This is a genomic window from Streptomyces sp. NPDC059010 (genome assembly GCF_042740355.1).
In the GTDB taxonomy this organism is placed as follows: Bacteria; Actinomycetota; Actinomycetes; order Streptomycetales; family Streptomycetaceae; genus Streptomyces.
The window spans coordinates 21126-38518 of sequence record NZ_JBHYJA010000032.1 but is presented as its reverse complement, the minus strand read 5'-3'; the positions used below and the strand labels follow the sequence as shown (position 1 = coordinate 38518).

Annotated in this window: 19 protein-coding genes; 8 read left to right on the top strand and 11 right to left on the bottom strand. The window is 71.4% G+C overall.

Annotated elements, in window-relative coordinates; genetic code table 11:
• Positions 1-3: 3 nt before the first annotated feature.
• Both ACFWYS_RS30275 and ACFWYS_RS30270 read right to left on the bottom strand, forming a co-directional pair.
• Positions 4-1131: an adenosylhomocysteinase gene (locus tag ACFWYS_RS30275; RefSeq protein WP_384775703.1), complete on the bottom strand. Its 1128-nt coding sequence runs from the start codon at positions 1129-1131 to the stop codon at positions 4-6.
• On the bottom strand, positions 1118-1495 hold the full coding sequence (locus tag ACFWYS_RS30270) for an ATP-binding protein (protein ID WP_384775701.1): 378 nt from the start codon (positions 1493-1495) through the stop codon (positions 1118-1120). Before ACFWYS_RS30270 ends, ACFWYS_RS30275 begins: the two co-directional genes overlap by 14 nt.
• Before the next feature lie 207 nt (positions 1496-1702).
• Here ACFWYS_RS30270 and ACFWYS_RS30265 point away from each other — a divergent pair, with 207 nt between their 5' ends.
• Entirely contained in the window at positions 1703-2245 is a 543-nt protein-coding gene (locus ACFWYS_RS30265) for a GntR family transcriptional regulator (RefSeq protein WP_384775699.1), read from the top strand.
• Entirely contained in the window at positions 2242-3021 is a 780-nt protein-coding gene (locus ACFWYS_RS30260) for a GntR family transcriptional regulator (RefSeq protein WP_384775697.1), read from the top strand. The genes ACFWYS_RS30265 and ACFWYS_RS30260 overlap by 4 nt, the downstream gene beginning before the upstream one ends.
• 14 nt (positions 3022-3035) lie before the next feature.
• Here the strand turns inward: ACFWYS_RS30260 and ACFWYS_RS30255 are convergent, their stop codons facing one another.
• From ACFWYS_RS30255 to ACFWYS_RS30240, 4 genes are read right to left on the bottom strand one after another with little or no spacing between them, the layout of a single operon-like run.
• Positions 3036-3878, bottom strand: a complete 843-nt coding sequence (locus tag ACFWYS_RS30255) for a phosphotransferase family protein (RefSeq protein WP_384775696.1) — start codon at positions 3876-3878, stop codon at positions 3036-3038.
• Positions 3879-3891: 13 nt separating this feature from the next.
• Complete coding sequence (locus tag ACFWYS_RS30250) at positions 3892-4788, bottom strand: LysR family transcriptional regulator (RefSeq protein WP_384775694.1); 897 nt, start codon at positions 4786-4788, stop codon at positions 3892-3894.
• A 14-nt stretch (positions 4789-4802) separates the two neighbouring features.
• Entirely contained in the window at positions 4803-5717 is a 915-nt protein-coding gene (locus ACFWYS_RS30245; protein WP_384775692.1) for a DMT family transporter, read from the bottom strand.
• A 42-nt stretch (positions 5718-5759) separates the two neighbouring features.
• Positions 5760-6716 (bottom strand): EamA family transporter, encoded by a 957-nt coding sequence (locus ACFWYS_RS30240; protein ID WP_384775690.1) that lies wholly within the window; start codon positions 6714-6716, stop codon positions 5760-5762.
• 111 nt (positions 6717-6827) lie between these two features.
• On the opposite strand from ACFWYS_RS30240, the gene ACFWYS_RS30235 reads away from it, so the two are divergent.
• Positions 6828-7340, top strand: a complete 513-nt coding sequence (locus tag ACFWYS_RS30235; RefSeq protein ID WP_384775688.1) for a MarR family winged helix-turn-helix transcriptional regulator — start codon at positions 6828-6830, stop codon at positions 7338-7340.
• A gap of 1 nt (position 7341) precedes the next feature.
• On the opposite strand, the gene ACFWYS_RS30230 is transcribed toward ACFWYS_RS30235, so the two are convergent.
• Entirely contained in the window at positions 7342-8853 is a 1512-nt protein-coding gene (locus tag ACFWYS_RS30230) for an FAD-dependent monooxygenase (RefSeq protein ID WP_384775686.1), read from the bottom strand.
• 156 nt (positions 8854-9009) lie between these two features.
• Between ACFWYS_RS30230 and ACFWYS_RS30225 the strand changes: the two genes are divergently transcribed.
• Complete coding sequence (locus ACFWYS_RS30225; RefSeq protein WP_384775684.1) at positions 9010-9609, top strand: TetR family transcriptional regulator; 600 nt, start codon at positions 9010-9012, stop codon at positions 9607-9609.
• A gap of 154 nt (positions 9610-9763) precedes the next feature.
• Here ACFWYS_RS30225 and ACFWYS_RS30220 read toward each other — a convergent pair whose 3' ends face one another.
• From ACFWYS_RS30220 to ACFWYS_RS30210, 3 genes are all read right to left on the bottom strand, one after another.
• A complete protein-coding gene (locus ACFWYS_RS30220; RefSeq protein WP_384775683.1) occupies positions 9764-10024 on the bottom strand; it encodes a hypothetical protein in 261 nt (86 codons plus the stop codon).
• 117 nt (positions 10025-10141) lie between these two features.
• The gene (malQ, locus tag ACFWYS_RS30215; protein WP_384775681.1) at positions 10142-12256 is read right to left on the bottom strand and encodes a 4-alpha-glucanotransferase; all 2115 of its coding nucleotides are present in this window, start codon (positions 12254-12256) and stop codon (positions 10142-10144) included.
• Positions 12257-12454, bottom strand: a complete 198-nt coding sequence (locus ACFWYS_RS30210) for a hypothetical protein (RefSeq protein WP_384775816.1) — start codon at positions 12452-12454, stop codon at positions 12257-12259.
• Positions 12455-12689: 235 nt separating this feature from the next.
• Here ACFWYS_RS30210 and ACFWYS_RS30205 point away from each other — a divergent pair, with 235 nt between their 5' ends.
• The 3 genes from ACFWYS_RS30205 to ACFWYS_RS30195 are packed head-to-tail and all read left to right on the top strand — an operon-like array spanning position 12690 to position 15336.
• Positions 12690-13223, top strand: coding sequence for a PadR family transcriptional regulator (locus ACFWYS_RS30205; RefSeq protein ID WP_384775679.1), 534 nt, complete (start codon positions 12690-12692; stop codon positions 13221-13223).
• Positions 13220-13978: an ABC transporter ATP-binding protein gene (locus ACFWYS_RS30200; RefSeq protein WP_384775677.1), complete on the top strand. Its 759-nt coding sequence runs from the start codon at positions 13220-13222 to the stop codon at positions 13976-13978. The genes ACFWYS_RS30205 and ACFWYS_RS30200 overlap by 4 nt, the downstream gene beginning before the upstream one ends.
• Before the next feature lie 8 nt (positions 13979-13986).
• Positions 13987-15336, top strand: a complete 1350-nt coding sequence (locus tag ACFWYS_RS30195; RefSeq protein ID WP_384775675.1) for an FtsX-like permease family protein — start codon at positions 13987-13989, stop codon at positions 15334-15336.
• 90 nt (positions 15337-15426) lie between these two features.
• On the opposite strand, the gene ACFWYS_RS30190 is transcribed toward ACFWYS_RS30195, so the two are convergent.
• Positions 15427-15963 carry an HNH endonuclease gene (locus tag ACFWYS_RS30190; protein ID WP_109498769.1) on the bottom strand — a complete coding sequence of 179 codons (537 nt, stop codon included), beginning with the start codon at positions 15961-15963 and terminating at the stop codon, positions 15427-15429.
• A 327-nt stretch (positions 15964-16290) separates the two neighbouring features.
• On the opposite strand from ACFWYS_RS30190, the gene ACFWYS_RS30185 reads away from it, so the two are divergent.
• Positions 16291-17385, top strand: coding sequence for a mechanosensitive ion channel family protein (locus tag ACFWYS_RS30185; protein WP_384775814.1), 1095 nt, complete (start codon positions 16291-16293; stop codon positions 17383-17385).
• The last annotated feature ends 8 nt before the right edge of the window (positions 17386-17393 follow it).

The following is a 17393-nucleotide window of genomic DNA, read 5'->3' as shown; positions in this document are numbered from 1 at the left end:
TCCTCACCGGTTGAAGTAGTCGAGCCAGGTCGCGGCGATGGCAGCGCGGTCCGCCGGGCCGATCTCGTGGAGGCCGGGACCGAGTCCGCCGCGGGCGAGTACAGCGGAAGCGGCGAGTATCTCGGCCTGCACGAGGAAGATGAACGGCCCCACGCTGGCGCCATGCAGGAAGTTGACGGCGTTTCCTCCGTTCAGGAGGTAGAAGTAGTGCCCGGTCGTCAGATACCGGGTGATGTGTCGGCCGACGTGGGCACGCTCGTACACCTCGGGCAGACCGGCGAGTTCGAGCTCGTCCTCGCTGCTCGTCACGGTGGCGACGTATGCGCCGTTGCGTAACCGTGCGAAGTCCTCACCGCGCAGCGAGAGCGCACCCGTGGCGCACAGGACGAGTCCCGCGCCCTCAAGGCCCTCCACGAGTGCACGCGCCACCGCGAAGCCCTGGGAGAGCGCCTGTGTGCGGCGTACCGGGTCGGTGTCGTACACCGTGACACGCACCCCTTTGGCGTGCAGCAGGCGGGCGATGCTCGACCCCAGTTTGCCGAAGCCGATCACCAGCGCCGTGCGGCCGTGCAGGATGTCTCCCCGGCTGCGCATGAGTGCCTCGGTGGAGAACACCACCGACTGCCCGACGAGGAAGTCTTCGGGCTCCTTGAGGGGCGAGCGTGCCACCGAGACGACCGGACATGGGAGCTTGTCGAGACCTGCATAGCGGCGGTGGCCGTTCTCGGTGTCCTCGACCAGGCCGAGGATCCGTCCCGAAAAACGGTCGCACAGTGTTTCGAGCGACGGAGCAAAGTAGCCGCCCACATCGAGCAGTACGACGGGGCAGCCTGCCGCGCGCGCCTCGACATATCCCACCGCCCGATCAGGATCGGCGAACAACTCACGCGACAGCTTGTCGCACACGTACCCGCTGCCCTCGATCTCGCGCAGTGCCTCGGCATGCACGGACTTGGGCTTGGGCAGCACCGCTCGCAGGTCCGTAACCGCCGCCACGCCTCGCACGAAGGCGGGTCGCTCGGGTAACAGGTGTGTGATCAGGAGTGCGACCGGAGGCTCGGCCGACGGAGCGAAACGAGAGGCGATCCGACCGAAGTAGGCGTCGAGCCGGGCGCGTTCAGATGCTTCCATCACAGGGCTCCTCGATCCTCGCGGCGGCGGCAGTCTTGAACACCGACCAAACTGTCTTTCCAGGCTTGTGTGCGGTGACTCCGAAGTCATCGGCAAAGGCGGTCACGAGACGAAGTCCCCGCCCCCCACAGTCCTCGACTCGCCCCTCTGCCACCTCCGGACGCCCACCCCCGCTGTCCCGGACCTCGACGCGGACCAGCGAGCCGTCGGTGACAACCGTCAGACAGAACTCACGCCCAGGCGGAACACCGTGCAGCAGGGCGTTCGTCGCGAGCTCCGAGACGCAGAGCCGCACATCGTCATGCCGATCGGTGCAGCCCCACTCCGTCAGCGTTTGGAGGGCGAAGGCGCGTGCGGCGCTCACGGAGCTGCGGGCGCGAGGAAAAACGTCGTTGCCGTGACAAGGACACGGTGATTCACCGCCTGTTCGTGGGGGTGTACGATCGCCACGACCGTATCACTATTCGCGAAAAGCAGAAAGCTTGCCTTTGAGAGGCGGAAGCGGGCAACTGTGCGAGTCGCTTAACGTGTAAAGCAGCAAGGTTGGAATCCCGCCCCGCCGGAGGACACCGTGAGCGACAGCGCGTGGGTCAGCACCTCGATGCCGTACCTGACACCACGAGAGAAGGGCCAGCCCGACGCGTGGGGAGCCGAAGCCGCCGGCCGCGGGGGCAAGGGCAGCCAGCGCATCGCCTTCGCCGGGGAGGTGCCCGCTCCGGACGAAGTCGCCGTCCTCCTCGGACTGCACGCGGGAGAGCCGGTTGTCGTGCGCCGACGCGTCATCCAACTGGACGACGAACCTTGCGAGTTGACGGACACGTACTATCCGCCCAGCATCGCCCGCGGCACTCGTCTCGCCCAGAAGGGAAAGATCCCCGGTGGTGCCGTGACCCTCCTCGCCGAACTCGGGCACGTCGGCGTACGAGTACGGGAGGACGTCACCGCGCGTATGCCCAGCCACGAGGAGCGCGAGGCTCTTCACCTGAGTGCGGACGAACCGGTCCTCCGGCTGAGCAGGGTCACTCTGGACAGCGACGACAAGGCCATACAGGTCGACATGATGGTCATGCCGGCTCATCGGCAGCGGCTGCGTTACGAGATCAAGATCGGATGACCGTGTCCATCACCGACAGCACCCCCTCGGACCCTCGATCGCTCCACGAGCGGATCGCCGCCGACCTCCGGGACGAGATCATGACCGGCGACCTGGCGCCCGGCGCCAAGCTGCCCTCTACCGCCCAGCTCAAGGCAAGATTCGACGCCTCCAACGCCACCATTCAGAAGGCGCTCCAGGTCCTCAAGGACGAGCGGCTCGTCATCGGCCGCGCCGGAGCGGCGGTCACCGTGCGCGAGCACCGGCAGCGGACCATGCGCCCCGCCTCGTTCATGGCTCCGGCAAGCTCGGGACAGCCCTACCGCTGGTTGACCGAGGCCGCGAAGAACGGAATCCAGGCGCACAGCACTCTGCTGAATGTGGCAGAGGTCAGTCCCCCGGCCGACGTCTCATCCGCCCTCGATCTCGCCGAGAGCGAGACGGCTCTGCTGCGGCACCAGATTCTCTCCATGGACGGGGAACCCGTCGAGCTGGTCAAGTCCTACTACCCCTTGGCCCTTGCCCGAGGCACCGCGATCACGGACAAGCGGAAGATCAGGGGCGGCACTCCGGCCCTCCTCGCCGAACTCGGACATCCTCCGCGCGTCAGCGTGGACCGAGTCTCCGCCAGAGTCCCCACCCAGGAGCAGTACCAGGCCTTGAACCTGCCCAGCGACCTGCCGGTCCTCCGTACGCTGCGCGTCGTGTACAGCGACGACCAGCGTCCCATCGAAGTCACCGTCATGGTCAAGGCCGGTCATCTCTACGAGCTCCAGTACGAGTTCACGCCTGAGTGACCCTCCATCCGAGTTCAGCCCAGCCCGCAGCGATCGAGTGCCGCACGGACCTGGTTGAGGCCCTCCGCTCTCCGGTTGTCCCGGTCAGGCATTTGGTCGTCCCGGCGCCAGCGCCAGGCCGAGAACATCGCCCAGTTCAGCGCACGGCACCGGTGAACCAGGCCGTGGTCGGCCCCCGCATAGTGCTCTGCCACTTCTTCGGGCGCATGGGCGAGGTCGAACTCGATCGGCCCTCGGCAGCATGTGGCGAGGTCCACGAAGAGCGGCCCCTCTCGCGTGTTGAGGAGGTTGCCCGGATGCGGTTCGCCGTGCAGCAACTGGTCGCCGGCGTTCTCGATGCCGATTGCGGCGCTCGGGCCACCGAGTGTGTCGCTGAGGAGTTCCCGGTCGGAATCGGGCAGTTCGGGGGACTGCTCCCGGTCGGTCACGACTCTGAGCGCCCCGGCGATTCGATCGGTGAAATGCGGTGCGTCCAGATCGATCCGGCGCAGGGCGGCATGGTGCCGCTGGAGCGCGTCCGCGTAGTCGGCCGGCGCGATCTCCGATTCCACGGGTTCGTAGTAGGTCCAGAGCGAGATGGCGAAGGCATCGCGCGAATGGACGCGGGAGCCGACCCGAGGCGCGAGCTCGGCCACCGGAGCGTCGACGCCGACGAGGCGGCGGGCAACCTCGATTTCGAACGCGGAGTCGGCCAGATGCGCTGAAGGTGCGACCCGAGCCAGCACATCGCAAGGGACCAGACGTAACGCGACACGGTCCGAGTTGTGGATGACCACCACATCGTCGACCTGAAGTCCCAGCTCCGAAGCGGTCGCCCGTCCTGCCTCGACTGCGCGGCGGAGTTCGGATGGCTCCATACGTTCCTCCCTCTTACGTGGCCGCCACATTCCGGAGAGCGTCGAGCACCCTTCCCACCGCAGGGGAATCCTCCCCACCCTTGCGCACGGCCGCCACCACATGGCGGACCGGCCGCGGCTCCCCCACCTCCCGCATCGCGACGCCGCTCCTGCCCACGGCGGCCATCCGCGGCACCAGCGCCACCCCCATCCCCGCCTCCACCATCGCCAGAATCGCGGTCCAACCGGCCGCGGAATGCCCCTGCCGAGGACTGAAGCCGGCCGCCTCGCAGGCGCCCCGGGTGATGTCCGACCACGGCCCGCTGCCACCGAAGATCCAGTCCTCCCCGGCGAGATCGGCCAGCCGCAGCTCGTCTGCGTGAGCCAGCTCGTGCCCCTTCGGGAGGGCGACGTCCAGGGGGTCCGCGAGCAGTTCGACCCGGGTGAAGCGCGCGTCGCCCACCGTCGGTGCCTGCGCCGCCAGCGACAGGGCGAGGTCGACCTCCCCGGCGGCCAGCACCTCGTACGCCTCCCCGGCCTCCGCCTCCCGCACCCGTACGGCCACCCCGGGCGCCGTCTCCCGCAACGCCCGCACGGCCGGCACCACCAGCGCGGGCACCGCCGTGGAGAAGGCCGCCACCCGCACCTCCCCGACCTCTCCGTGCACGTAGGCCGCCAACTCGGCGTCGGCCCGCTCCAGTTGCTCGAACACGGCCTCGGCATGCCGCAGCACCAGCCGGGCCGCGTCCGTCAGCCGTACCCGCCGTCCCTGCGCCTCCAGCAGTGGCACCCCGACCTGCTTGGCGAGGTTGGTCAGCTGCTGCGACACGGCCGACGGCGTCATCCGCAGCGCCTCGGCGGTCGCGGTGACGGTCCCCCGTTCCCGCAGCGTCCGCAGGATCTGCAGCTTCCGGATGTCCCACTCGACCATGGCGGCAACCTACGTCACCGACGCGACGCCGCACCCAGCACGACCCCGCCGAGGATCAGCGCCATGCACACCGCCTGCGTCCAGCCGGTCGCCTCACCGAGGACGGCCCAGGACAGCAGGGCCACACACACCGGCTGGAGGTAGTAGACGACCCCGGCGCGGCTCGGGCCGACCAGCGCGATCGCCCTGTTCCAGGCGAAGAAGGCGACGGCGGACGAGGCGATCCCGACGTAGAGGATCGGCAGGACCGTCCCGGGCGTCGGGGCGAAGCCGCCCTGCACGGCCACGCTCACCCCCTGCGCCGGCAGCAGCAGGGCCGTACCCAGCAGGAACGTCGTGAACAGGAAGGCCGTACCGCCCAGTTCGGCCGGCTTGCGACGCAGCAGACCGCTGTACGCCCCGAAGCAGCACGCCGCCGCCACCATCCACAGGTCCCCCGCCGCGAAACGGGCCCCGCCCGCACCACTCCCGATCAGCAGCACGACGCCCGCGCAGGCCACCAGCAGCCCGGCCACCCGGCGCGCACCCAGCCGTACCCCCGAGGCCCGCTCGAACACGGCCATCAGCACCGGCGAAGCGGCCATGATCATGGCCATGTTGGCGGCGGACGTGGTCAGCCCGGCCTGGTTGACGAGGGTGTTGTAGGTGGTGACGCCGAGGAGTGAGGCGAGGAGTACGAAGCCCGGGTGACGGCGGATCAACTGCCTCTGCCGCCAAGCCTGCCGTGCGCCGAACGGCGCCACCGCCACCAGCGCCACCACCCACCTCCAGAACGCGTGCTGCACCGGCGGCACGCTGTCGTGCAGGGCGCGGGAGGTGACGAAGCTGCCGGACCAGACGATGGTGGCGAGTGCGGCGAGCGCGAGACCGAGAGCGGTCGCTCGGGGGAGGGAGGTCGGGGTGGCTGTCCTGGGGAGGACGACGGTCACGGAGATCCTTTCGCTGGTCGGTGATCGGTGATCGGACTCGATCTACCGTCGCAGCGCGCGACCTGTCACGTCCATCGAAACTTTCCGATGATTCTCTTCAGCAGAACTGAACAATCGAGCCCCGGACGACCGTACGGAACCCCGCCCCGCCCCCACCTGCCCCACGACCGTCGCCCCGAACGCCAGCGCCATGCCCGTGAGCTGGAGCGGGGTCAGTGTCTGCCCCAGCGCCGCCCAGCCGACCACCGCGGCGGTCAGGGGCGACAGCGGGCCGAGGAAGGTGACCTGGGTGGCGGTGAGGCGGCCGATGCCGCGGAACCAGAGCCAGTACGCGACCGCCGTGTTCGCCAGCGCCAGATAGAGGTAACCGACGGCCGCCCGGCCGTCCAGCGCGGGCGGCGCGCCCTCGACCAGGAGGGCGAGCGGGGCGATGAGCAGGCCGCCGGCCGTCAGCTGCCAGCCGGTGAGGGCGAGCGGACCGACGCCGTCCGGGCGCCCCCAGCGCTTGGTCAGGACGGTGCCGGCCGACATGGAGGCCGTGGCCGCCAGGGCCGCCAGCACGCCGACGAGATCGAGCGCACCGGCCGCCTTCAGTACGACCAGACTGACACCGAACGCCGCCACGACCCCGGTGAGCACGTTCCGTACCGTCGGCCGCTGCCCCAGCAGCAACGCCGAGAGCGCCACGACCAGCAGCGGGCCCACCGAGCCGACGACGGCCGCCATGCCCCCGGGCAGCCGGTACGCCGAGAGGAAGAGAAGCGGGAAGAAGGCCCCGATGTTCAGCGCACCCAGCACCGCCGACTTCGCCCACCAGGCGCCGCGCGGGAGGACGCGGGTGACGGCGAGCAGCAGCAGACCGGCGGGCAGGGCCCGTATCAGGCCGGTGAACAGGGGGCGGTCGGGCGGCAGGAACTCGGTGGTGACCGCGTAGGTCGTGCCCCAGGAGACGGGGGCGAGGGCGGTGAGGAGGATCAGGGCGGCACGATTGGCGGCCATGGGGCGACACACCCTTCAGAAGTAGGTCAACAGGAAGTAGCTTAGCCGTAAGCTACTTTCCGTCAAGCCACTTTCTTGCGGGCGAGCGGATCACCGCCGATACTCGGGCCCATGAGCGAACGCCCCCACCGCAAGGACCCCGTCGACGCGATCATCGAGCAGTGGACGGCCGTGCGGCCCGACCTCGACACCAAGGCGATGGAGGTCTTCGGGCGGATCTACCGCCTCTCGCGCACGGTGGGCGACCGCATGGAGAAGGCGTACACCCCCTACGGCATCTCGCGCGGCGAGTTCGACGTCCTGGCAACCCTGCGCCGCTCCGGCGAGCCCTACACCCTCTCGCCGCGCCAGCTCTCGGCGACGCTGATGCTCACCACCGGCGGCATGACCGGCCGCCTCGACAAACTGGAACGCGCCGACCTGCTGCGCCGCTCCCCCGACCCGCACGACCGCCGCGGCCTCCAGGTCACGCTCACCGAGAAGGGCCTGAACCTCATCGACCAGGCGGTCGTCGCCGGCCTCGCCGTCCAGACCGAGGCCCTGTCCGCCCTCGACGCCGAACAGGCCGACCAACTGGCCGACCTGCTACGGGAGTTGCTCGCGGGGGCGCCCGAATCCCGGTAGTTCACCCACCCAGGTGGGCGGCGAGCGCCGCCTCGACCGCCGCCGCGTCCGGGGCCTGAGCCGCCCAGGCCACATACCCGTCGGGGCGGACCAGCACGGTCGTACGCCGGTCGCTCGCCCAGCGCTCCACGGTCACCCGCTCCTTGCGGGGGCCCTCGTTCCCGTACGGCTCGTTCTCGTACGGCTCGGACTCGTGCGGCCCGGACTCGTGCGGCCCGGAATCCCTCGGTGTGATCAGCACGAACCGTCCGCCGCGCAGTGCCTCGTAGAGGCGGCCGCTCTCCAGGGCGACGTCGGGGACGCGGGTGCCGGTCAGACGGTGGGCGCCGCGGGGCGCGGGGTACTTGAAGCCGATGCCGGAGACCTGGGCCAGAGCCGCACGCTGGGCGGGCCTGGCCACGCCGACGAAGGTGGAGACCAGGGCGCGTACGGCACGCAACGCCGGGCTCTGCGCCCGCGCCAGCCGGACCAGCCCGCCACTGCTGCGCAGCACGGCCTTGCCGACGGGGTGGCGCTCGGTCTGGTAGGTGTCCAGGAGCCCCTCGGGCGCCCGCCCCTGGACGGCCGAGGCGAGCTTCCAGCCGAGGTTGGCCGCGTCCTGGAGGCCGGTGTTCATGCCCTGGCCGCCGGCCGGCGAGTGCACGTGCGCGGCATCCCCGGCGAGGAAGACCCGGCCCACCCGGTACTCGGGGACCTGCCGCTCGTCGCTGTGGAAGCGGGAGAGCCAGCGCGCGTCATGCATGCCGTAGTCGGTGCCCAGGGCGCGACGGGTGACCTGCCTGATCTCGTCGAGGTCGATCGGGGCGTCGTCGGGGACCTCGTGGCGGCGGTTCCAGCCCATGACGCGGTACCAGCCGTCGCCGAACGACGCGATCATCGCGAAGGCGTCGTCCGCACCGTTGACGGTGAGCACACCCTCGGGCTCCTCGGCGAGCCGGACGTCGGCGAGGAACAGGGACTTGATGACCGATACGCCGGGGAAGGGCAGGCCGAGCGCCTGGCGTACGGCGCTGCGGTGACCGTCCGCGCCGACGACGTAGGCCGCACGCCGGGTGACGACCGTCCCGTCCGGGCCCCGCACATCGAGGTCGACCCCGCTGTCGTCCTGCCGCAGTGCAACGACCTCGCCCTCGAAGCGGAACTCCACACCCAGCTCCCGCGCCCGCCGCTCCAGCAGCCGCTCGACCTCGTACTGCGGGGTGATCAGCAGGAACGGGAAGCGGGACGGCAGCGTGCCCAGGTCGAGGGAGAGGCGCCGGAAGAGACGCAGCTCGGTGATGGTGTCGCCGGTGGCCAGCAGCTCGTCGGCGAGACCGCGGGCGTCGAGCTGCTCCAGGGTGCGGGCGTGTACGCCGAAGGCACGGGAGAGGTTGCTGATCTCGTGGGGGCGCTTCTCGACGAGGGTGACGGGGACGCCGGCGGCGGCCAGGTCACCGGCGAGGAGGAGGCCGCTGGGGCCGGAGCCGACGACGATCACGGGGTGGGTGGGGGTGGGGGTGGGGGTGCCGGGCATGGTGGCCTCCTGGGTGCCAACATTCGTTTGCCAACGCTCGTTGACCAACGCTTGTTGGCAACGTTAGGACGGCGGGGCAGACGTGTCAACACTTGTTGGCATACAAGCGTTGACCCACACTTGTTGGCCCACATTCGTTGGCCTACGATCGTTGACATGACGCAGCGCAAGGCCACCACCCCCGCCCCGGCCCCCACCCCACCCCGCCGTTCCGACGCCACCCGCACGGCGATCCTCGACGCCGCCCGCGAGCGCTTCGCCACCGACGGGTACGAGCGGGCCACCATCCGCGCCATCGCCAAGGACGCGAACATCGATCCGTCGATGGTGATGCGCTACTACGGCAACAAGGAGGGCCTGTTCGCGGCGGCCGTCGCCATCGATCTGCGGCTGCCGGACCCGGCGTCGTTGACCAAGGAGGACGCAGGCCGGGCGCTGGTGACGCACTTCCTGGCCATGTGGGAGAAGAACGAGGTGCTCACGGCCCTGCTCAGGGTCGGTGCGACCAACCAGGCCGGGGCCGAGCGCATGCGGGGCATCTTCGGGGACCAGTTGCTGCCGGTCGCCCGCCGGGTGTGCCCCGACCCCGAGCAGGCCCCGGCGCGGGCCGCGCTGGTGTCGGCGCAGCTGCTCGGGCTGGCGCTCACGCGCTATGTGCTGCGGTTCCCGCCCGCCGTCGAGCTGGCCGCCGAGGAGGTCGTGGCGTGGCTGGCGCCGACGGTGCAGCGGTATCTGACGGCGCCGTACCCGGCGTGAGAGCCGCGCGGGCCGGGGCGCCGGGGAACATCGCCTGCCGGAGAACACACCGAGGGCGCCGGCCTCGCCCACGTACCGCGACTACGCGTACGTACGGCGAGGGCGGCGCCCTCGGCTTCGGTGTGCGGCGGGCTCGGCGGGAGCCCGCGGTGGGTCAGGCCTTGGCCTTGCCCGGCTTCACCACACGGTGCTCGGACTTGGACTTGTCGAGGACCATCACCAGGCCCGTGATGACCACGAACAGGGCAACGGGGGCCAGGACGTAGAGGCCCAGCGTCTCGATGACGCTCAGGCCCTGACCGGGGTCGTCGCCGTCGTCACGCGTGAGCGCGAGCGCGGGGGACGACATGAGCAGCATCATCAGCGTCGTACCGGCAGCCAGGGCGCCGGCGCGCAGGGCGTTCTTCTTGTCCACGATCCCAAAAGTACAGAACGCCATGAGGGGCCGCGCGCCCGGGGTGCCGTATGCGACGGCCCGCATGCGACGCGGCCCGCCCGGCCGGGCCTCCCGGCCGGACCTCCCCGCGCACCGTCACTCCCGCGAGATGTCCCCGGTATCCCCTCGCCGGCCGTCCTCCCGCAGCACCTCCATCAACGCCCGCACCCTCGGCGAGGCCGCCAGCTCCTCCAGCGTCACGGCCCGCCCCTCCGCGTCGGCGATGGGCAGCCGCCAGTTCGGGTACTGGTCCCATGTGCCCGGCAGGTTCTGCGGGCGGCGGTCGCCGACGCCGTCGGGGAGCCAGATGCCGACCATGCGGGCCGGGGTGCGCAGCAGGAAGCGGTGGACGGCCTGGATCTCGGCCTCCTCCTCCGACACGCAGTGCCCGCCCCACGCACCCCGCGACAGGCCGAGGCGGGAGAGCAGCTCCAGCCACTCCCCCGTGTCCGCCGCCGCCTCCGCCCGCTCCTGTTCCAGGGGGCGGGTCAACAGGCCCAGTCCGTCGCGGAGTTCGACGTGTTCGCCGGTGAGGCGGGCCGCGGTGGGCGGCAGGTCGTGGGTGGTGGCGGTGGCGAGGCAGTCGGCGCGCCAGGACTGCGGCGGCAGGGGGCGGCCGTCGCCGTCCCAGTCCCGTTCGAACCACAGCACCGAGGTGCCGAGGACACCCCGGGAGCGCAGCTTCTCCCGCACGCCCGGCTCCACCGTGCCGAGGTCCTCCCCGATCACCACCGCCCCGGCCCGGGAGGCCTCCAGCACCAGGATCGCGAGCATGGCCTCGGCGTCGTAACGGACGTACGTCCCCTCCGTGGGCGCATGTCCCTGCGGCACCCACCACAGCCGGAACAGTCCCATGACGTGGTCGATGCGCAGGGCGCCTGCGTAGCGGAACAGCGCCTGGAGCAAGCGGCGGTACGGCTCGTAGCCCGACTCGGCCAGCCGGTCCGGGCGCCAGGGCGGCAGTCCCCAGTCCTGCCCGCGCGCGTTGAAGGCGTCCGGCGGCGCCCCCACCGACATCCCGGCCGCGAAGTACGCCTGCTGCGCCCAGGCGTCCGCGCCGTCGGGGTGCACCCCGACCGCGAGGTCGTGCACGATCCCGACCGGCATCCCCGCCTCCCGCGCGACCCGCTGGGCGGCGGTGAGCTGGGTGTCGGTGAGCCAGGCGAGGCGGCAGTGGAAGTCGACCCGGTCCATCAACTCGCCGCGCGCGCGGGCGGTTTCGGGTGATCGCGGGTCCCGCAGCCCCTCCGGCCAGTGCTGCCAGTCGGGGCCGTGCACCTCGGCCAGCGCGTACCAGGTGGCGTGGTCCTCCAGCGCCTCCCCCTCGCGCGCGAGGAAGTCGACGTACGCGGCCCGTCGCCCGGGCCCGAGGGGCACCTCGCGCACCAGCTCCAGTGCCTCCCGCTTGGCCTCCCACACGGCGTCGCGGTCGATCAACGCGCCCTTGGTCAGCACCGCTTCCCGCAGCAGCCCGGCCCGCGCCGACAGCTCCCGGACGCGCTCGTGGTCCTCGGCGTACGCGAACTCGGGGACGTCCTCGACCCGCAGGTGCACGGGGTCGGGGAAGCGGCGGGAGGACGGGCGGTACGGGGAGGGGTCGGTCGGGGCTCCGGGTACGGCCGCGTGCAGCGGGTTGACCTGCACGAATCCGGCGCCGAGTGCCCGTCCGGCCCACGCGGCGAGTTCGGCGAGGTCGCCCAGGTCGCCCATGCCCCAGGAGCGGCGGGAGAGCAGGGAGTAGAGCTGGACGAGGAGGCCGTAGGAGCGTCCGGGGGGCGTGGGCAGGCGGGGCGGGGCGACGACCAGGTGGCTGGTCGCGCTACGGCCGTCGGGGGCCGTGGCCGTCAAGCGGTGGACGCCGGGCGGGAGTTGGCCGGCGGTGGTGCGGGACTCGCCCTGCTCGGTCTCGACGAGCAGCCGGGTGCCGGAGGGCAGTGCGGTCAGGGCCTCGGGTTCGGCGCCGCTCCAGGACACCACCGTCGGCGGCAGCAGCCGTTCGCGCAGTTCCCGCTCCCGTCCGGTGAGGGCGGCGCGGACGGCTCCGGGTGTGCTCGTGTCGACGTCGAGGGCGGCCAGGGCGAGCGTGAGGGCGGTGGCGGAGGCCGTGACCGTGCGGTCGGCGGACGGCTGGTAGGAGGTGGCGACGCCGTGCAGCTCGGCGAGCCGGGACAGATCCTCGGCAGGGGCTTCGGCCGACCGCTCTGCTGTCATCTACACCCTCGGGTAGTCCAGGTCCATGTCCATACCGGTGTCCATACCCGTATCCCAGGCCGCTGCCTCACTGGTCAGTGGCGCGGCGTCGGCGAGCGGCGGCTCGCTGGTGAGGGGCTCGGCGTCGGGGAGGGGTGGTTCGCTGGTGAGGGGGGCTTCGAAGCAGGCGCCCTCGGCGCTGAAGACGCAGGCGTGCATCTCTGGCTCGATGGGCGCCTCAGGTTTGGACAGGGCCGATGCAGTGGCCACGGGAGCCTCCTTGTCGAGTACGGCATCGCGGTTATCGCAGCCCTACCCAGCGGGCGCGATGGCAGACGTACAGACTGGAACAACGTGCCTCTAGTCACATTCGTTCCGCTCGACCGACCCTCCTGTCGTCCTTCCGCGTGATCACTATTCACTCAGTACATGTACTCAGTGCATAATGATCGCCATGAGCACCCGCCACATCCTGTTGGGGCTGCTCGCCGGGGGGCCGAGCCATGGCTACGACCTCAAGCGACGCCACGACGAACGTTTCCCGCAGGCCCGTCCGCTGGCCTACGGGCAGGTCTACACGACCTTGCAGCGCCTGGTCCGCGACGGCCAGGCCGAGGTCGAGGGCATCGACTCGGACGGCGGACCGGAGCGGACCATGTACCGCTCGACGCAGGACGGAGCGCGCGAACTGGCCCGGTGGGCCGGGGAGATCGCGCCGCCCGCGCCGTTCGTGACGAACGAGATCTTCGCCAAGGTCGTCGTCTCGATCCTGTCCGGCGGCGACCCGGAGGCCTATCTGCGCGCCCAGCGTGCCGCCCACATGGAGCGGATGCGGGAGCTCACGGCGGTCAAGACCGCGCAGGGCGCCGATCTCGCGACGGTGCTCTCGGCGGACTACGCCCTCAACCATCTCGACGCCGACCTCCGCTGGATGACGACCACGGCGGCCCGGCTCACCACCCTGACCGCGGAGGTCGACGCCGTATGAGCGACAAAGAGCGCCCGAGGGGGAGCAGTACGAGCGGCGAGGGGGGACCCGCGGTGCCGCTGCTGGCGGCCCGTGACCTCGTCAAGGTGCTCGGCAGGACGCAGGCCCTGCGCGGCGCCTGCGTCGAGCTGGGCGCCGGCGAGATCCTCGCGGTCACCGGCGCGAGCGGCAGCGGGAAGTCCACGCTGCTGCACTGCCTCGCCGGGATCGTCCGCCCGGACACCGGCTCGGTGACATACGGCGGGGACGGCAGGGCCGGCGGAAACGGCGGGGAGCGGCTCGACCGGCTGTCCGAGAAGCGGCTGAGCGAGCTGCGGCGTACGGAGTTCGGTGTGGTGTTCCAGTTCGGGCAGCTGATCCCCGAGCTGAGGGCCGTCGACAACGTGGCGCTGCCGCTGCTCCTCGCGGGCGCCCGCCGTCAGGAGGCGCAGTCGGCGGCCGGTGAGTGGCTGGAGCGGTTCGGGGTGCGCGGGCAGGAGACGCTGCGGCCCGGCGAGCTGAGCGGCGGCCAGGCCCAGCGGGTGGCACTGGCCCGGGCCCTGGTCACCGGCCCGAAGGTCGTCTTCGCCGACGAGCCGACGGGGGCGCTGGACTCGCTGGCGGGCGAGCAGGTGATGACGTCCCTGGTGCACACGGCCCGCGAGTCGGGCACGGCCGTCCTGCTGATCACGCATGACGCGCAGGTGGCGGCGTACGCGGACCGTGAGGTGCGGATGGCCGACGGGGCCGTGGCGCCGCTGGGGGTGGCGGCATGAAGGCGGGCATGACGGCCGACCTCCGGCTGGCCTGGCTGCTCACCAGGGGTTCCGACCGGCGTGAGTGGTGGCGGGTGTCGCTCACCGCGGTCGGGGCGGCGCTCGCGACCGGCATCGGCCTTGCGGTCGCCGCGCTCGCGGCGCTGCGGGGGCGGCAGTACTCGGTGTCCTTCGGCTCCGGACTGCTCGACCAGCCGAACGACCGGCAGGGCGTGATCATGGCCCTGCTGATGCTGCTGGTGCCGGTGCTCGGCTTTCTCGGGCAGTGCGCGCGCGTGGGGGCCGTGCACCGCGACCGGCGCCTTGCCGCGCTGCGGCTCGCGGGGGCCGCGCCCGCTCAGGTACGGCGGATCGCGGCACTGGAGGCGGGGCTGGCCTGTCTGGCCGGCTCGGCCGTGGCCACGGTCGCCTCCGTCCTCGTCCTGCTGAGCGTGTGGCGGCACCCGGAGCCCCTGGCGTGGCTGGGCATCGCGCTGGTCGCCGTGACCGTCCCGGTGCTGGGCGCGGCCGTGAGCGCGCTGTCGCTGCGCCGGGTGGTGGCCTCGCCCCTGGGCTGGGTGCGGCGGGTACGGCCGACGCGGAGGCCGGGGCGGGCGTTCCTGGCGGTGACGGTGCTGTTCGTGGCGCAGGCGGCGTACGCCGGGCTGCGCCTGTACTCCGGCGACCGCCTCGGGTTCGCCGCCGGACCGCTTCTGCTGTTCGCCCTGTGCCTGCTGATCGGCGCCTCGGCCGTGTGGCTGGCGGGCTGGTCGTCCCGGCGGCTGGGCGGCGCGCTCGCGGCCCGCGCCCGGCGTCCGGCGCTGCTGATCGCGGCGGAGCGGCTGCGTGACGACCCGTGGGCGGCGGCCCGTACCCATGCGGCGGTGCTGCTGGTGACGGTCGTGGGCACGGCGTTCGCCGGTATCCGCGCGGTGCTGCTGCAGGTGGTGAGCAACACCGACCAACTCGCCGAGAGCAGGTCGTACTACACCACGGGCCTCGACCTTTCCGGCGCCGCGATCCTGGTCGCCCTCCTGCTGACCCTGTCGGCCCTGGCCGTGGGCACCGCCGAGTCGCTGGCCACCCGCCGCCGGGGACTGGCCGCGCAGGCAGCCGCGGGGGTGCCGCAGAGTGTGCTGGGCCGGGTGCTGCTTCTGGAGACCGCACTGCCGCTCGCACCGGCGGTCCTGCTCGCGGGCGCCGGCGGCACGGCGATCTATGTGGGCTGGGCCGGCCTGATCGACGACCCCGTCGGGTCCGTACCGCTGCTGCCGGTGCTGGTCCCGGTGGCCGTCTACGCCGCCTGTCTGCTGGCCGCGGCCACCTCACTGCCGTTGCTGCGGCGGTCGGTGCGGCCGGCGGAGCTGCGGTACGTGTGAGCGCGGCCGCACAGCCGTCCAGCCCCGGGGGCGCAGGGGACCCTCGGGGCCGGATCGCCGCATACGCCAGGTATGCGAAGGCCCGGGTCGTCAGGCAGAAATGCCGTCGATCCGGGCCAAGGCGTCGTCCGCGCCGAACGGTTGCAAGTACGGCAACCAGCGCGGGTCCCTATGCCCGGTGCCGATGATGCGCCAGGCGAGACCGGTGGGTGGAGCGGGTTTGTGGCGCAGCCGCCAGCCGATCTCGAAGAGGTGTCGGTCGGCCTTCACGTGGTTGCAGCGGCGGCAGGACGCCACCACGTTGTCCCAGACGTGTTTGCCCCCGCGGCTGCGCGGAATGACATGGTCGACGCTGGTTGCGACGCCACCGCAGTACATGCACCGGCCCCCGTCGCGCGCGAAGAGCGCCCTGCGGGTAAGAGGAACGGGCCCCCGATAGGGAACCCGGACGAATCGCTTGAGCCGGACCACGCTGGGTGCGGGGACTGTGACGGTTGCGCTGTGCATGAAGGCGCCGGACTCTTCAAGGCATACGGCCTTGTTCTCCAGGACGAGGACGAGCGCGCGGCGGAGCGGTACGACGCCGAGAGGCTCGTACGACGCGTTGAGGACCAGGACATGCGGCACGGATGCCTCCTTGGGCGTCGGCGGCGCGTGGCTCGCGCCGGGACGATCTGTAGTCAGTCTCCCCTCTTGCCTGGTGAAAGCGCCACCATGTCCCGGTAACGGGCTGGGAGTGTTTTCGACCACATCTGATTCATCCCCCGGATGACGAACGGTTCATCCCACCAGTTCATCCCCGGGTGGGCACGTTTCCTCCCTCGAACATGGCGGCGATCCACACACGATGCCCCGATAGTGTGGTGGGCCTGCCCCGCCGGTGACCTTTTCGTGACCTTGACCGCCATTGACCATCTGCCGGTGGGGCGGGCCGCTGCACTGGAGGTACCCGCCGTGTCCCTGCCCGCCGTCCTACTGGCCGTCGGTTCCACTCCGTCACCGTCTCCCTCGGAGAGCGAGACGCCGTCGGTCCCCTCGATCCAGGACGCCCACGAAAGCGCGACCCAGGCCGCGAGCTGGGTCGAGCAGAACTGGTCGACCTGGCTCGCGATAGGCCTCAAGGTCCTGCTGATCCTGGTGATCGCGGGCGTGCTGAGAGTGGTGATCCGGCGGGCGATCACCAAGCTCATAGAGCGGATGAACCGCACCGCGCAGGCGGTGGACGGCACGGCCATCGGCGGCCTGCTGGTCAACGTCGAGCGGCGCCGTCAGCGCTCGCAGGCGATCGGCTCGGTCCTGCGCTCGGTGGCCAGCTTCGTGATCATGGGCACGGCAGCGCTGATGGTGCTGTCCGCCTTCGACATCAACCTGGCCCCGCTGCTGGCCTCCGCCGGTGTCGCGGGCGTGGCGATCGGTTTCGGCGCCCGCAACCTGGTCACCGACTTCCTCTCCGGCGTCTTCATGATCCTGGAGGACCAGTACGGCGTCGGTGACTCGATCGACGCGGGCGTCGCCTCCGGCGAGGTCATCGAGGTCGGCCTGCGCGTGACCAAGCTGCGCGGCGACAACGGCGAGATCTGGTACGTCCGCAACGGCGAGGTCAAGCGCATCGGCAACCTCTCGCAGGGCTGGTCGACGGCCGGGGTCGACGTCACCGTCCGGCCCTCCGAGGACCTCGACCGCGTGAAGTCCGTGCTGGGCGAGGTCGGCGAGGCGATGAGCAAGGAGGAGCCCTGGAACGAGCTCCTCTGGGGCCCGATCGAGGTGCTCGGCCTGGACAGTGTGCTGCTGGACTCGATGGTCGTGCGCGTCTCGGCGAAGACCATGCCCGGCAAGTCCCTCACCGTCGAACGCGAACTGCGCTGGCGCGTCAAGCGCGCCTTCGACGCCGCCGACATCCCGATCGTCGGCCGCCCCGCGCTCCCCGTCGAGGACGGGGTCACGGCCGATCCGACGGCGGGCATTTCGGCCCCGTCGGCGTACTCCAACACCTCGTCACCACAGGCCCAGGCAGCCACTCCGCTCACGCCGCCGAGCGTGACGAAGTAGGACGGCCG